The sequence below is a fragment of the Streptomyces sp. NBC_01276 genome, from assembly GCF_041435355.1.
Lineage (GTDB): Bacteria > Actinomycetota > Actinomycetes > Streptomycetales > Streptomycetaceae > Streptomyces.
The window spans coordinates 1,129,284-1,144,042 of the sequence record NZ_CP108442.1; the positions used below are offsets into that span (position 1 = coordinate 1,129,284).

General features: G+C 75.4%; 15 protein-coding genes. 8 read left to right on the plus strand and 7 right to left on the minus strand.

The window, feature by feature from the left end; translation table 11 throughout:
- Positions 1-41: 41 nt before the first annotated feature.
- Entirely contained in the window at positions 42-1,436 is a 1,395-nt protein-coding gene (locus OG295_RS04655) for a (2,3-dihydroxybenzoyl)adenylate synthase (protein WP_371675685.1), read from the plus strand.
- Positions 1,437-1,464: 28 nt separating this feature from the next.
- Here the strand turns inward: OG295_RS04655 and OG295_RS04660 are convergent, their stop codons facing one another.
- From OG295_RS04660 to OG295_RS04670, 3 genes are read right to left on the minus strand one after another with little or no spacing between them, the layout of a single operon-like run.
- Positions 1,465-2,277, minus strand: a complete 813-nt coding sequence (locus OG295_RS04660; RefSeq protein WP_371675686.1) for a GNAT family N-acetyltransferase — start codon at positions 2,275-2,277, stop codon at positions 1,465-1,467.
- 9 nt (positions 2,278-2,286) lie between these two features.
- Positions 2,287-2,769, minus strand: a complete 483-nt coding sequence (locus OG295_RS04665; RefSeq protein ID WP_371675687.1) for a hypothetical protein — start codon at positions 2,767-2,769, stop codon at positions 2,287-2,289.
- Positions 2,766-4,007, minus strand: a complete 1,242-nt coding sequence (locus OG295_RS04670; RefSeq protein WP_371675688.1) for a molybdopterin-dependent oxidoreductase — start codon at positions 4,005-4,007, stop codon at positions 2,766-2,768. The genes OG295_RS04665 and OG295_RS04670 overlap by 4 nt, the downstream gene beginning before the upstream one ends.
- 114 nt (positions 4,008-4,121) lie before the next feature.
- On the opposite strand from OG295_RS04670, the gene OG295_RS04675 reads away from it, so the two are divergent.
- Positions 4,122-5,591 (plus strand): glycosyltransferase 87 family protein, encoded by a 1,470-nt coding sequence (locus tag OG295_RS04675; protein WP_371675689.1) that lies wholly within the window; start codon positions 4,122-4,124, stop codon positions 5,589-5,591.
- Here OG295_RS04675 and OG295_RS04680 read toward each other — a convergent pair.
- Positions 5,564-6,385: a chitosanase gene (locus tag OG295_RS04680; RefSeq protein WP_371681105.1), complete on the minus strand. Its 822-nt coding sequence runs from the start codon at positions 6,383-6,385 to the stop codon at positions 5,564-5,566. The two genes, OG295_RS04675 and OG295_RS04680, sit on opposite strands and share 28 nt — an antisense overlap.
- A 246-nt stretch (positions 6,386-6,631) precedes the next feature.
- On the opposite strand from OG295_RS04680, the gene OG295_RS04685 reads away from it, so the two are divergent.
- The 3 genes from OG295_RS04685 to OG295_RS04695 all read left to right on the plus strand — a co-directional run bounded on the left by OG295_RS04685 (position 6,632) and on the right by OG295_RS04695 (position 9,230).
- The gene (locus tag OG295_RS04685) at positions 6,632-7,219 is read left to right on the plus strand and encodes a sigma-70 family RNA polymerase sigma factor (protein ID WP_371675690.1); all 588 of its coding nucleotides are present in this window, start codon (positions 6,632-6,634) and stop codon (positions 7,217-7,219) included.
- Positions 7,216-7,935: an anti-sigma factor domain-containing protein gene (locus OG295_RS04690; RefSeq protein ID WP_371675691.1), complete on the plus strand. Its 720-nt coding sequence runs from the start codon at positions 7,216-7,218 to the stop codon at positions 7,933-7,935. The genes OG295_RS04685 and OG295_RS04690 overlap by 4 nt, the downstream gene beginning before the upstream one ends.
- Positions 7,936-8,114: 179 nt before the next feature.
- Positions 8,115-9,230 carry a methyltransferase domain-containing protein gene (locus OG295_RS04695; protein ID WP_371675692.1) on the plus strand — a complete coding sequence of 372 codons (1,116 nt, stop codon included), beginning with the start codon at positions 8,115-8,117 and terminating at the stop codon, positions 9,228-9,230.
- Positions 9,231-9,244: 14 nt separating this feature from the next.
- Here the strand turns inward: OG295_RS04695 and OG295_RS04700 are convergent, their stop codons facing one another.
- The 3 genes from OG295_RS04700 to OG295_RS04710 all read right to left on the minus strand — a co-directional run bounded on the left by OG295_RS04700 (position 9,245) and on the right by OG295_RS04710 (position 11,846).
- A complete protein-coding gene (locus OG295_RS04700; protein ID WP_371675693.1) occupies positions 9,245-9,685 on the minus strand; it encodes a VOC family protein in 441 nt (146 codons plus the stop codon).
- A gap of 105 nt (positions 9,686-9,790) precedes the next feature.
- Positions 9,791-10,873, minus strand: a complete 1,083-nt coding sequence (gene corA, locus OG295_RS04705; protein ID WP_371681106.1) for a magnesium/cobalt transporter CorA — start codon at positions 10,871-10,873, stop codon at positions 9,791-9,793.
- Between the two features lie 67 nt (positions 10,874-10,940).
- Complete coding sequence (locus OG295_RS04710; protein ID WP_266844168.1) at positions 10,941-11,846, minus strand: LysR family transcriptional regulator ArgP; 906 nt, start codon at positions 11,844-11,846, stop codon at positions 10,941-10,943.
- Between the two features lie 69 nt (positions 11,847-11,915).
- Here OG295_RS04710 and OG295_RS04715 point away from each other — a divergent pair, with 69 nt between their 5' ends.
- The 3 genes from OG295_RS04715 to OG295_RS04725 all read left to right on the plus strand — a co-directional run bounded on the left by OG295_RS04715 (position 11,916) and on the right by OG295_RS04725 (position 14,753).
- On the plus strand, positions 11,916-12,539 hold the full coding sequence (locus OG295_RS04715; RefSeq protein WP_266843910.1) for a LysE/ArgO family amino acid transporter: 624 nt from the start codon (positions 11,916-11,918) through the stop codon (positions 12,537-12,539).
- A gap of 103 nt (positions 12,540-12,642) precedes the next feature.
- The gene (locus OG295_RS04720) at positions 12,643-13,812 is read left to right on the plus strand and encodes an NUDIX domain-containing protein (protein WP_371675694.1); all 1,170 of its coding nucleotides are present in this window, start codon (positions 12,643-12,645) and stop codon (positions 13,810-13,812) included.
- Between the two features lie 161 nt (positions 13,813-13,973).
- Positions 13,974-14,753, plus strand: coding sequence for a class I SAM-dependent methyltransferase (locus tag OG295_RS04725; protein ID WP_371675695.1), 780 nt, complete (start codon positions 13,974-13,976; stop codon positions 14,751-14,753).
- Positions 14,754-14,759 lie beyond the last annotated feature (6 nt).

Sequence of the window (14,759 nt, forward strand, 5' to 3'; positions counted from 1 at the left end):
GACGGCGGGACCGCTGCCCGGCGTCGACCGGGGGGAAGCACATGACCACCATGCCCGACGGCCACACGCCCTGGCCCGAGGAGTTCGTCGACCGCTACTGGGCTGCCGGGCACTGGCGTGGCAACACGCTGGACAACCTGCTGCGCGACTGGGCCCTGCGGTACGGACCGCGCACCGCGCTCGTGCACGGCGGCACCCGCCTCACGTACGCGCACCTGAACCGGCGCGTGGACCGCATGGCGGCCGGAATCCGGCTGCTCGGCCTGCGGCCCGGCCAACGGGTCGTCGTCCAGCTGCCGAACGTGCCCGAATTCGTCGTCACGGCCTTCGCGCTGATGCGCGCCGGGGTGGTCCCCGTGTTCTGTCCGGTCTCGCACCGCGCGCCCGAGGTGTCACGGCTCGTGCGGGTCACCGGGGCCGTCGGCTACGTCGCCCCCTCGACGTACCGGGGCTTCGACCACACGGCGATGGCCGCGGAGATCGCGGCCCGAGAACCCTTCCTGCGGCGGGTGTTCACCCTCGGAACGCCGGACTCCCCCGCCCCGTACGGCGGCGGCTTCACGACCGACCCGGCGGGCTGCCACTACTTCCCGCTGGGCTCCGTCGACGCCCCGCCCGGCCCGGCGCTCGCGCGGGGCGCGGACCGGGTGGCCCTCATGTTCCTCTCCGGCGGCCGCTCCGCGACGCCCGTGCTCGTTCCGCGCACCCACGACGACTACGCCTACCAGGCGCGGGCCGTCGCCGAGCTGGTGTCGCTGACCTCGGACGACGTGTACCTGGCTGCTCTGCCCGCCGGGGCCGACTTCGCCTTCGGCTGCCCCGGAGTCGTCGGGACGCTCTCCGTCGGCGGCACGGTCGTCCTGGTCGAGGACCCGGGGCCCGCCACGTGCCTTCCGGTCGTCGAACGGGAGCGGGTCACCGTCACGTCGCTGTCGCCCGCCACCGTCCGGCTCTGGCTCGACGCGCCCGGCCCGGTCCGGGCCGGCACGAGCAGTCTGCGCCTGGTGCAGGTCGGCGGCGCGCCTCTGGAGCGGGAGACCGTCGAACGGATCGGCCCCGCATGGGGCGCTCGCCCGCAGCGGGTCTTCGGCATGCCCGAGGGGCTGCTGGTCCTGACCCGGCCCGACGATCCGGCCGAGACCGTGCTCACCACGCAGGGCCGCCCGCTCTCGCCGGACGACGAGATCCGCCTGGTCGACGCCGACGGCCGGGACGTGCCCGACGGGGAGCCTGGCGAACTCCTCGTCCGGGGCCCGTACACCGTGCGGGGCTACTACCGGGCGCCCGAAGAGAACGCCCGCGCCTTCACCGCCGACGGCCGCTTCCGCACCGGCGCCCGCGCGCGGCGCACCCCGGACGGCAACCTGGTGGTGGTGTCCCGCTTCATCGACCCCGCCTGGCCGGTCGAGGCGGAGGCCGACGCCGTCCTCCCGTAGGAGGACCTTACGGAACCCGCCCGACCGCTCAGACCCGTTCGAAGACGTGCGTGTGGCCGATGGACGTGAAGCCGCGCCTGGCGTACCACGTACGCGGCCAGTCCTGGGTGTCCGCGATCAGGAAGCGGATGCCGCACCCCGCGTCGGCGGCCCGGCGCAGGGCCGTGTCCAGGACCGCTCCGGCGTGCCCGCGGCCGAGGTGGGCCTCGGCGGTGACCAGGTCCTCGACCTGGGCCGTGCCCGTTCGCGGGTCGGCGTAGAGGTCGGCCCAGGAGGCGATCTCGCCCTCGCCGGTGCGGGAGCCTATGAACCGTACGAACTCGGCGCCGCGACGACGGGCACCGCGCTGTTCGACGAGGGCCCGGACGGTCTCCTCCCCGGCCTCCGGCAGGAAGCCCTGCCAACGCCGGGTCAGCGGGGCCCGCAGCGCGTCGAGTTCCACCTCCCGGGCGTGCGCGCCGTCCGGGACGGACCCGGTGTGCAGCATGACGAGGTAGGAGGAGTGCGTGTACCCGGCCCGGGTCAGCCACGGCGCGCAGGCCGCCGCGGTGACGTCGTCGAAGACGGAGACCATCCGGTGCCCCAGGTGCCCCAGGAGCTCCTCGGCCCGTGCGGGCAGCGCCCCGGGGTCGACGGCCCGCTCCACGACGATCTGGTTGGCGGACCAGGTGCGGGCGAAGGCGTCGTCGAGGGCCGCGAACCCGCCCGGGAACTCGACGGTCCGTGCCGCCTGACGGCGCGCGAAGGCGGTCAGGAAGGCGCTGATCCGCGGGAGTTCGGTGCCCGGTTCGATCGGCTGCGGCTGCGGCTGCTGCGTGTGCTGCGTCGGCTCGGTCGGCATGGTCCGAGCCTAGGCATCGGGTCCCCACCGCCGCCCCCGATTTTCCGCCTGTCGGCTTCCGGCCCCGCCCGGCCCGCCGGCGGTCCGGGTTCCGGTTTCCGGGCGGCCGCGGCCCCGGCGGCGCGAGACGGTCACGGCGACGGCGGTGACGACCACCACCGCGCCCAGCACGATCAGCAGGTTCCTCCCGTACGGCAGCGGCAGGGCCGTCGGGTTGGCCGCGCCCCCCGGCCGCAGCAGCGCGGGCAGCGTGACGAGCACCAGCGCGCCCCCGGTGATCAGCCCCCCGCGTACGGGTCCCCGCGCGGGGGCCGCGGCGAGGAGCAGTCCGGCGGCCAGTACGAGCGGGGCGACGACCCCGTCGTGCAGGACGAGCGAGCCGCCGAGCCAGACGAGCAGGTCCAGCGGGTCGGGCAGGGCGGCCACCAGCCAGCCCCCGACCGCGATCAGGAGCAGGCCGAACGCGCCCAGTGCGCAACGGAGGGCCTTCACAGCACCTCCAGCAGGGTGACCCACTTGGTCTGGAGCACCCCGGGCCGGTTCGGCGCGATGATCCGCGCCGGGTAGCCGTGGTCGGGCGAGAGCACCTGCCCGTTGAGTTCCAGCGCGAGCAGGGTGAGCGGGTCCTCGGCGTGGTCCCGTCCCATCTCCATGACGCGGTAGGCGCCGCCGGACTCCATGGAGGTGACGCGCAGCCCGGCGCCCGGCGGTGCGCCCGCGCGGGCGAGCAGGTCCCTGATCCGCACCCCGCTCCAGGCCGCCTGGGCGCTCCAGCCCTCCACGCAGGCGATCGGCAGGTCGGCCCGCGCCCGGGGCAGGGAGCGCAGCTGGGGGAGCGTCAGCGTGTACGGGCGGGGGCCGCGCACCTCCAGCCGCCAGTCGCGCAGCCGGTCGGGCCCGATCCCGGCCGCTGCGGCCGTCCGGTTGACGGGCAGGCCCTGCGGCCCGTGGCCGGGGTGCCGGGGGCCGAGCAGGTCGAGGAGCGCCAGCGGGGTGAAGGACTGGCCGACGGTGGTCACCGTGACCGCGCCGACGGCGGCGGCCGTCCCGAGGAGCAGCGACCGCCGGTCCGGCCCGTCCGCGGCGGGCAGCAGGCGGGTGCCGGGCGAACGCGCGGTCCAGTGGTCCCTGATCTCGGGGGCCTTGAGGGCGATGTGCAGCAGGATGGACCCGGTCACGACCCAGCCGAGGGCGAAGTGCGTCTCGACGAAGCCCAACGGCCAGGGGTACCACTGCACGATGTTGAGGAGTCCGGTGGCGACCTCCAGTACGGCGGTCGCGACCAGGACGGCCACCGACAGCCGCTCCAGGGCGTGCCGTACGCCGCGCACGGGCGGCCACGCGAAGAGCCGGGGGTAGACGGTCCACAGCTTGACGAGCAGCAGCACGACCGCGGCGGTCCCGGAGGCGACGTGCAGGCCCTGGGTGAGCCGGTAGCCCCAGGCGGGCCGGGTGGGGAGGGAGTCGGCGGCCCAGGCCGGCGGGTGCTGGAGGTAGTGGCTGATCAGCCCGGTCACGAAGCAGACGGCGAAGGCGGCGGCGAGTGGGCGGCCGACGGCGGTGGCGGTACGGGCGTCGTGCAGGCGGCCGGAGGAGCCGGGCGGGCGTACGGCCGCCAGGGCCGCCTTCGCCCGGCCGACCGCCCCCCGTGCCGGCGGCACCGGCCCGGGGTCGTCGGCGGGGCCGTCCGTGAGCGACGGGTCACAGGGCGGTGGGGGGTCGGAAGTCATGCTCCCCATCACACCGTCCCGGGGGCCTGCGCGGGCCGTCCGGGACCTTACGAAACGCGGACGCCGGGCCCGGTCAGGGGTCTTGCGGCGGCCCGCGCTGCCAGGCTGGCGACCATGGACCACCCCCGCCTCCGCCCCCGTCCGGGCCCCCGCCCCCGCGCCGCCGCCCGCATCCCGGTCGCCGTGACCGCGCTGCTGCTCACCGCGCTGACCGGCGTGCTCGTCGCCGCCGTCCGCTACGACGCGTACTTCACCGACCCGGCCGGGCTCCTCGGCTGGTACGCCGCCGCCTGGGCCCTGTTCGGGGCGGCCGTGTGGTCGCTGCGCCGGGTGCCGACCCGCCGCGTGGTCCCCCTGCTGCTGGCCGGGGCGCTGGCGGTGGCCGGGGCGGGGCTCGCCGGGCCGCCGCTGACCAGTACCGATTCCTTCCGCTACGCCTGGGACGGCCGGGTCCAGGCCGCCGGAACCTCCCCTTACGACCGCGCCCCGGCGGATCCGGCGCTGCGGCCCCTGCGCGACGCCTGGCTCTTCCCCCACACGCCCGCCGCCTGCGCCGGACCCGCCCGGGTCGTCGTCGAGCCGGGGGTCTGCACCCGGATCAACCGGCCCGCGGTGCACACCATCTACCCGCCCGTCGCGGAGGGGTACTTCGCCCTGGTGCACTTCCTCTCGCCGCCCGGCGTGCGCCACAAGGCGCTCCAGGCCGGCGGGGCCCTGACGGCGTTCGCGGTGACCGTGGGGCTGCTGCTGATCCTGCGGCGCCGGGGCGCTGACCCCCGTACGGCGGCCTGGTGGGCGTGGTGCCCGGCGGTGGCGGTGGAGGCGGTGAACAACGCGCACGTGGACGGGCTCGCCGTGCTGCTGTCGGTGGCCGCGCTGGGGGTGGTGGTGCGCCGACGGGCCCTGGGCGGAGTCCTGTTCGGCCTGGCCGTGGCGGCGAAGCTGCTGCCCGCGGTCCTGCTGCCGGGCGCGCTGGCCGGCGTACGGCGGTGGCGGGACGCGGCGGTGCTGCTGCTGCCCGCCGCGGCGGTGGTGGGGCTGGCGTACCTGCCGTACGTGCTGTGGTCGCGCTCGTCGGTCTTCGGCTACCTGGGCGGCTACGCCGAGGAGGAGGGGTACGGGGATCCGGGTGCGGGCGGCCGGTACGCGCTGCTGCGGCTGGTGCTGCCGGACGCGTGGGCGGTCCCGGCGGTGGTGGCCGGGATGCTCGCGGTGGTGGCGTACGTCTGGTGGCGCGGGGATCCCGAACGGCCGTGGAGCGGGGCCCTGCTGGTGACGGGGACGGCCTTCCTGCTGATGACCCCGGGGTACTCCTGGTACGCGCTGCTGCCGGTGGCCCTGGTGGCGCTGGACGGCCGGGCCGAGTGGCTGGGGGTGGCCGTCGCCGGGGCGGTCGTCTACGTGGGCCGGGTGCCGCTGGGCGGGGCGACCGTGGAGGTGGCGTACGGGCTGGCGGGCGCGGCGGTGCTGGCCGGCTGGGCGCTGCGCCGCCGCGCCGGGGCCCGGGACGGAGAGGGGTCTCGTCCCGGGCCGCGGCGCGGACGGGTGGGCGGTGGTCAGCCGATGTGGAAGGAGTCCCCGTAGACCTTCCAGTCGAGCGGGGTGTTGAGGTTCAGGTTGCCCTTCTTCAGGAAGACCCGCTGCGCGGTGTCGACGCGGCTGGTGTCGCTGTGCGCCTCCTCCTGCTTCATCGCCCAGACGCGGGCGTCGAGGAAGGCGTTGAGCCAGGTGGTCTCGTTGCCGCCCTGGGCCGGGGGCTTGGCCTTGGTCAGGGCCCGCTTGCGGATGTTGCGGAAGCTGGTGGAGTCGCCGCCGTCGCCGTGCATGACGATGGCGTCGTAGTACATGAACTGGCCGAGGGTGCCGACGCCGTCGCTCTTGCCCTGGCCGACGGCGGGGTTGAAGTAGACGCGGTCGCGCTCGTGGTCCTGCGCCTTCTTGAACTCGCCGTCGGCGGCGGCCTTGGCCCAGTCCTTGGTGAAGTTGGGGTCGAGGCCGGCGTGCGATTCGCCGCCGTTGACCTTGCGCAGGGCGGGCAGGTACTTGGCGAGCACGTTGCCGGGCTTGACCTGCGTGTAGTACTCGACGAGGTCGAGCATGTCGCCGGTGCCGGAACAGAAGCCGATGATGCCGGCGGTGTAGCCGCGCCCGTCGCGTATGTCCTCGATGTACTTGTACTGCGCCTTCCAGTCCAGCGAGGAGTTCTCCGCGCTGGAGACGATCTGCATGGCGATGTCCTTCTTCGCCGGGTCGTCGAGACCGGTCGCCGCCGCCGCGGCGGGGGAGGCCGCGGCCGGTGCCGCCGCCGGTGCGGCGGTGGCGTGCGCGGCGACGGGGGTGGCGAGGAGCGCGGCGCCGATCAGGGCGCCGATCGTCATGGTCTTGCGGCGGGGAGTGAACACAGGGCCTCCGTACGGTGGTTGAGCCTGTCCCGGCTTCATTAGGAAACTTTCCTACCAGATATCTGCGGCGGCCGACACCCCCCGCGAATGAACTCCGGAGGAGACCAATCCGCTCGGGCGGCGGCTCCGAAGTCCTCCATGACCGACGCCGTCACCGTCCCGGAGGACCGCCATGACCCGTACGCGACGCCGCCCCGCAGGTCACGGCCGGAGGGGGCGCGCGTGAGGCGGCCGATCCCCTTCGGCGCACCGCAGGAACGGTCCGCCCCCGACCTCCCCGGAATCATGGAGCACGTCGCCCGCGGCGATCAGGACGCCTTCGCCGCGCTCTACGACGTGATCGCGGGCCCCGTCCACGGGATCGTCGTCAAGGTCCTGCGGGACCGGGCGCAGTCCGAGGAGGTCACCCAGGAGGTCCTGATCGAGGTCTGGCGACAGGCCCCGCGCTACCGCCCCGACAAGGGCACCGTCATGACCTGGGTGCTGACCATCGCGCACCGGCGCGCGGTGGACCGGGTCCGCTCGGCGCAGGCCGCGACCGCCCGCGAACAGGACACGGCGGCGCGCGAACACGCCCGCCCCTACGACGAGGTGAGCGAACAGGTGGAGATCCGGCTGGAGGGGGAACAGGTGCGCCGCTGCGTGCGCGGGCTGACCGAACTCCAGCGCCAGGCCGTCAGCCTGGCCTACTACGGGGGGCTGACGTACCGGGAGGTCGCCGAGACCCTCCACACCCCGCTGCCCACGGTCAAGACACGGCTGCGCGACGGGCTGATCCGGCTGCGCGACTGCATGGGGGTCACGGCATGAGCCGCACCAGAACCGGCACCGAGCAGCTGCACGCGCTCTCCGGGGCCTACGCCCTGAACGCGCTGGACCGGGCCGAACGGGACTCGTTCGAGCGGCACTTGGAGCGGTGCCCCCAATGCGCGCAGGACGTGCGGGAGTTCGCGGCGACGGCCGCGCGGCTCGGCGCCGGCGTGGCGCTGCCCGCCCCACCGGGGATGCGGGCGGCGGTCCTGGGGCGCATCGACGGGGTCCGGCAGCTGTCGCCGGCCCGCCGGGGCATCGCCACCCTGCGCCGACGTGCGCTGCCGCTGGCGCTCGCGGCCTGCCTGACCGGGGTGCTGGCGCTGGGCGGGACGGCGGTGTGGGAGCACCAGCGGGCCCACCGGTCGGCCGCGGCGCTCCAGGACCTGACGGCGGTACTGGCCGCGCCGGACGCCCGTACGGTGATCAGGCGGTCGGCGTCCGGTGCCACGGCGACGGTGGTGGCGTCCCCGTCCCGGGACCGGGCGGCCTTCCTCGGCTCCGGGCTTCCGGCGGCCCCGGAGGGTCGGACCTACCAGCTCTGGCTGGCCGACGGGGGCACGATGCGGCCGGCGGGGCTCACGGGCGGCGACGGCGCGACCGTCCTGACGGCTCCCCTGGGCCGCGCGACGGCGGTCGGCCTGACCCTGGAACCCGCGGGCGGCTCCCCCGCCCCGACCAGCCCCCCGCTGGTGCTCCTCCCCCTCCCCCGCTGACGGCCGGCCGCCGGCCCGGCGCGGGCCACGGCGCGCGGGGCGGCGCGCGGGACTCTGGCACATGCGGGCCGGCAGGGGGCATCCTTGCGCACATGCGACCCCTATCGGCCGCAGAAGCTCTTACGTACACCCCACCGCCCGGGCCCCCGGCCCGCCCGCACCGACAGCAGGAGGCGCCGATGGCCCTCGTCGTGATCCGCCACGCACCCGCCCCCGCCCCCGACCCGCTCGCCCCCGCCCTGGACACCGGCGCGCCGTCCGGGCCGGAGATCCGGCGCTGTGACCCGTGGTCGGGGGATCCGCTCCCGGCCGGGCTCAAGGACATCGAGGGCCTGGTGCTGACCGGGGACACCCCGGAGGCACTCCCCCTGCTGCGGGAGGCGCTGGCCGCGGAGGTGCCGGTCCTGGCCCTCGGCGGCGGGGCGGACCTGCTGGCCCGCGCGGCCGGCGGATCACGGCGGCCCGCTCCCCGCACTCCGGAAGCCGCCGATCCACTGCTCGGCGGCGACGGAGGCCCGGACAGAGGCCCGGAAGGAGGCCCGGAAGGAGGCGGGGAAGAGGGCCCGGACGGGGGTGACGGCCGACCGGCGCCGCCCCCGGCGTTCCGGGTCGGCGGCTGCGCGTGGGGGCTCGCGGCCCCGCCGGAGGGCGACGGGGCCGGGGGTCTGCTCGGGCGGTTCGCGGCGCTGGCGGCCGGGCGGGCCGAGCACACCGCCACCCGGGCCTTCTTCACCCCGCGCGCCGACGCCTGGGAGGAGCGCTTCGCCTACCAGACCCCGGCCTACGAGGCGGCCGTGTCCCGGATGGGCCTGGCGGCGGGCGGGACCGCGCTCGACCTCGGCTGCGGCAGCGGCCGTGCGCTGCCCGCGCTGCGCGGGCTGGTCGGCGCCTCGGGCACGGTGCTCGGCGTCGACCTCACGCCCGCCATGCTCACGGCGGCCGCCCGCGAGGGCCGGACCGGCCCGGGGCAACTGCTGCTGGTCGCCGACTGCGCGCGGCTTCCGCTGGCCGCCGGCACGGTGCACGGCATCTTCGCCGCCGGCCTGCTGGACCACCTGCCGAAGCCGCGCCCCGTACTCGCCGAGTGGGCCCGGGTGTCCGCGCCCGGCGGGGAGCTGCTGCTGTTCCACCCCTCGGGCCGGGCCGAACGCGCCGCCCGCCACGGCCGCCCGGTCAGCCCCGACGACCCCCTGGCCGAGCCCAACCTCCGCCCGGCCCTGGAGGCGACGGGCTGGCGCCTCGCGGAGTACGAGGACGCCCCGGACCGCTTCCTGGCCCGGGCCCGGCGCCCCTGATCAGGCGCCCCTGATCAGGCGCCCGGGGCGGCGGCCGGGTCCGCCGGATCCGCCGGCAGGTTCAGCTGCCAGGAGACGCCGAAGCGGTCGTTGAGCCAGCCGAACCGGGGGCTGAAGCCGTACGAGTCCAGGGGCATCAGCTCCTCGCCCCCTTCGGCGAGGGCCCCGTAGAGGCGGTCGATCTCGGCGACGCTCTCGCACTCCACGAAGAGCGACACGGCAGGGGTGAAGCCGAAGGCGTGCTTGACGTGGCTGTCGATGCACATGAGGCGCTGGCCGGCGAGCGAGAAGGTGGCCTTCACCACCGTGCCCTCCTCGCCGGGCCCCTCGGCCCCGTAGCGGGTGACGTCGAGGATCCCGGAGTCCTCGAACAGCGAGGCGTAGAGGGTCATCGCCTCTTCCGCCCTGCCCTCGAACATCAGGAACGTGGTGATCTTCTGTGGCAGCGAGGCCATCGTGCCCGCCTTCCGCGCGGTGGGGGGAGCCGTTCGCCCCCGAGGCTAGGACATGCCGGTGACACCGGCCCCGGGACTCACGGGCGGAGCGCCGGCTGGCCCCGGTCAGAGCCAGCCGTTGCGCCGGAACCCGCGGTGGATGACGAAGCAGGCGGCCGCCATCACGGCGACCACGACCGGGTAGCCGTACGTCCAGTGCAGTTCGGGCATGTTGTCGAAGTTCATGCCGTAGACCCCGCAGACCATGGTCGGGACGGCGACGATCGCCGCCCAGGCGGTGATCTTGCGCATGTCCTCGTTCTGGGCGACCGTCACCTGCGCGAGGTGCGCCTGGAGGACGGAGTCGAGGAGGCCGTCGTAGGCGTTGATCTGCTCGGTGGCGCGGAGCAGGTGGTCGCAGACGTCGCGGAAGTAGGCGCGGGCCTCGTCCGGGATGACCGGTATCGGCTCCGTGGCGAGGTGCTGGAGCGGTCGGCCCAGCGGCGCCACCGCCCGTCGCAGTTCGAGGAGTTCGCGCTTGAGCTGGTAGATCCGGCCCGCGTCGCCGCGCCCGCCGTACTCGCTGAACACGGCCGTCTCGACGGCGTCCATGTCGCTCTGCACGGCGTCGGTGACGGCCACGTAGTCGTCGACGACGTGGTCCGCCATGGCGTGCAGGACCGCCGCCGGGCCCTTGGCCAGCTGCTCCGGCTGCGCCTCCAGGACCTCCCGGACGGGGCCGAGGGAGCCGCGGCCGCCGTGCCGGATGGTGATCACGAAGTCCCCGCCGACGAAGGCCATCAGCTCGCCGGTCTCGACGACCTCGCTGGTCGCCGTCAGTTCCTCGTGCTCGACGTAGCGCACGGTCTTGAAGACGGCGAACAGGGTGTCGTCGTAGCGCTCCACCTTGGGGCGCTGGTGGGCGTTGACGGCGTCCTCGACGGCGAGCGGGTGCAGCCCGAACAGCTCCGCGAGTCCGGCGAGTTCCGACTGGGACGGCTCGTGCAGGCCGATCCAGACGAAACCGTCGCCCGTCTTGCGGACCCGCCGCAGCGCCTCCTCCACCTCGGCGCAGTCCTCCTGGCGGATGCCGTGGCGGTAGACGAGGCAGTTGACGACGGCGCTGCCGAGCGGGGAGCGGGCGGGGTGGCTGAGGTCGACGGCCCGCCGGTAGCCGCGTCGAACGGCCCGGCGCAGGTTGCTGAACATGGACAAGGACGTACTCCCCTTCGGCGGATCAGCGGCCAGTCTGCCACCGCGGAACCGGTCCGCCCGCTCACACCGGCCTCAGGGCCTCCTGCGCGCTCTCGGCGACCACCCGGGCGACGAGGGCCAGGGCGGGCGAGTCCAGCTTCCACTGCTGCCAGTACAGCGGTACGTCCAGCGGGCGCTCGGGGGCCAGCTCCAGCAGCCGCCCGGAGCGGATCAGGGGATCCGCCTGCGTCTGCGGCACCAGCCCCCACCCGAGCCCGGCGGCCACCGCGTCCCGGAAGCCCTCCGAGGTCGGCACGTGGTGCCGGGCCCGGGAGGCGCCCGCGGCGCCGGCGGTCAGCCCCCGCACGAAGGCGTCCTGGAGTTCGTCCCGCCGGTCGAACACGATCAGCGGGGCCTCGCACAGGTCCCGGGCCGGCGCTCCCGTCAGGTACCGGGCGACGAAGCCGGGGCTGGCCACCGCCAGGTAGCGCGCGAGACCCAGCGCCCGCACCGTGCAGCCCGCGACCGGGTCCGGGGAGGAGGTGACGGCCGCCATCACCTGGCCCTCGCGCAGCAGCGCCGTCGTATGGCCCTCGTCCTCGCGGTACAGCTCGAAGCAGACCGGCGGGTCCTGCGGCACCCGGGTGAGCGCGGGCAGGAACCAGGTGGCGAGCGAGTCCGCGTTCACCGCCATCGGCAGCCGCACCGGGCCGAGTCCGTCGGCGGCCCCCATCCCCAGCTCGGCCCGCGCGTCGCGCTCCAGGCGGGCCAGCTGCCGCGCGAAGCGGATCACCACCTCCCCCGACTCGGTCGGCCGCACCGGCTTGGTCCGCATCAGCAGCACCCGCCCGGTGCGCTGCTCCAGGGACTTCACCCGCTGGCTGACGGCGGAGGGGGTCACGTGCAGGGCGGAGGCCGCGGCGTCGAAGGTGCCCTCGTCGACGACCGCGAGCAGGGTCCGCACCTGTTCGAGGGGGAGCTCGTCCATCACGGGCGCTAATGGTACGTAAAAATCTTTAGCTGTACGCGGCCCCACGCCGTGTCTACGGTCGGTTCCATGAACAACGGCATCACCACAGCGGCCCTGGCCGGTTTCGGCACCGGCCTCTCCCTCATCGTCGCCATCGGCGCCCAGAACGCGTTCGTCCTGCGCCAGGGGGCGCGTCGGCACGCCGTGCTCGCCGTGGTCGCCATCTGCGCCCTCTCCGACGCGCTGCTCATCACCCTCGGCGTGGCCGGGGTCGGCGCGTTCGTCACCGCCTGGCCGGCCGCCCTGACCGCCGTCGCGATCGCCGGGGGCACCTTCCTCGTCTGCTACGGGATCCTCGCGGCGCGCCGGGTGCTGCGCCCCGCCGCGGGCGCGGCCCTCAGCGCCGGGGGCGCCGCCGCCGGCTCCGCCCGTACGGCGGTGCTGACCTGCCTGGCGATGACCTGGCTCAACCCGCACGTGTACCTGGACACCGTCCTGCTGGTCGGGTCGCTGGCCGCGGACCGGGGCGACCTGCGCTGGGCCTTCGGCATCGGGGCAGCCCTCGCCAGCCTGATCTGGTTCGGCGCGCTCGGCTACGGCGCCCGGCTGCTGAGCGGTCTGCTCGCCCGGCCGGGGGCCTGGCGGGTGCTGGACGGCCTGGTGGCCGCCACCATGGTGACGATGGGCGGCATGCTGCTGGCACGGGCCTGACCGGGGGCTGAGCCGCCCGGCCGGCCCGGCGGCCGTGGTACTGATGCCTGACGGCCGGGTGCTGCCCGTACCCGGCCCGCCGCCGCCTCCAGGAGCCGCCGCCGTGCCCGACCGCCCGTCCTCGAACCCCGCCGCGCCGTCCCCGTCCTCGAACCCCGCCCCGTCCCCTTCCTCCGCTTCCTCCGCGTCGGTGCGCGCGTACTACGCCGGCCTGGCGGGCCCCCTCGTCGCCGCGACCGGGATCGTGCTGGACCTCCACGGCCGGGTCCTGGTCCTCACCACGTCCTACAAGGACGGCCTGGAACTGCCCGGCGGCACGGTGGAGGACACCGAGACCCCGGAGGAGGGGCTCGCCCGCGAACTGAAGGAGGAGCTGGACCTGTCCGTCCCGGTCGGCCGGCTGCTCGCGGTGGACTCCTGCCCGCCCGGCTCGCTGGGCCGTTCGCTCGTGGTCCACGTCCACCTGGTCGGACCGCTCGACCCGGCCCGGATCGCGGGGATCTCCTTCGCCGACGGGGAGATCACGGAGGCCCACTGGCTCACCCCGGAGGAGGCCGCCGAGCGGCTCCCCGACCGGATCGCCCCCCGGCTGCGCGCCGCCGTGGCCGCGCTGCGCTCGGGTTCCCTGGCCCACCTGGTCGGCGGCGTCCCCCAGCCCGGTTCCCCCGCCGGCCTCGACCCGGCCGCCCGCGCCGCCCTGGAACACGCGGGCGGCTACGACGAGGCCGACCACCGCGCGGCCCGGCCCAAGGCCGTCACCGCCGCCAACGTGCTGTTCACCGATCGGGCCGGAGCGGTCCTGCTCGTGCAGCCGGGCTACGGCGAACCGGGCCGCTGGCTGCTGCCCGGGGGCGGTGTGGACAGCGACCTCGGCGAGACCCCCCGGGCCGCGGCCGCGCGCGAGGTCCGCGAGGAGATCGGCCTGGAACTGGGTCCGGGCCGCCTCCTCGCCGTCAACTGGTCCCACCGGCCCGGCTTCCCGGCGCGGATCCGCTTCCTCTACGACGGCGGGGTCCTCGACCCGGACACCCTCGCCCGGATCCGCCTGCAGCCGTCCGAGCTGCTGCGGTGGCGCACGGCGCGCCGCGACGAACTGCGCGGCCTGGTCAAGCCGCTGCTGCGCCGTCAGATCAAGGCCTGCCTGAAGGCCAAGGCCCGGGGCGCGGGCCCGCTCGAACTCCACGAGGGGCGCCCGATCGGACCGAAGGGGCCGAAGCAGCCGAAGGAGCCCAGGCAGCCGAAGGAGCCGAAGGGCCACGCCACATCACCCTGAGCCGGAACATCGCCCAACCAAATACGACCTCATTCGACTATTCAGCCAAGCAGTTGCCAGGCCATTGCCGAATTTGACATCGCAGATGCACGATGTGGACAGGCAGGGCGGACCGGCGACGCGCCGCTCCTCCGACTCCTGCACCGAGCGAGGTGGACCCCATGAACCAGCGCCGGGCGGACGGCAGCGCCGGAGACGTCGACTACGGCCGCATCGGCAGCGGTTACCCGGCCCACCGGCGCCCGGACCCCCGGATCGCGCGGCGCATCGCCGATGCCCTGGGGGGCGCCCGTACGGTGATCAATGTCGGCGCCGGCGCCGGATCGTACGAGGGGGCCGCCCGCGCGGTCACCGCCGTCGAGCCCTCCCGCGCGATGCGCGCCCAGCGCCCGGCCGGACTGTCCCGGGCGGTCGACGCGGTGGCGGAGGACCTGCCGTTCGCGGACGGGGAGTTCGAAGGCGCGATGACCCTCTTCAGCGTGCACCAGTGGACCGACGTGCGGGCCGGCCTGCGCGAGATGCGGCGCGTGGCGCGCGGCCCGGTGGTCATCCTGACCTGCGATCCGAAGCTGGTGCGCGATTTCTGGCTGCACTCCTACGCGCCCGAGGTACTGGACACCGAGGCGCGCCGCCACCCGCCGATCGAGGACATGGCCGGCGCCCTCGGCGGCACCGGAACCGTGGAATCCGTTCCGATTCCGCTGGACTGCACCGACGGCTTCAACGAGGCGTACTACGGCCGCCCCGAAATGCTCCTCGACCCGGCCGCCCGCCAGGCCTGTTCGGCGTGGAGCTTCGTCGACGACGGGGTGCGCCGGCGGTTCACCGAATCCCTGCGCCGCGACCTGGACTCCGGGACCTGGGACGAGCGGCACGGCCACCTGCGCCGCCTCCCCGCCTACGAGGGCTCCCTGGTCCTCGTCCGCGCCACGCCGGCCTGACACCCG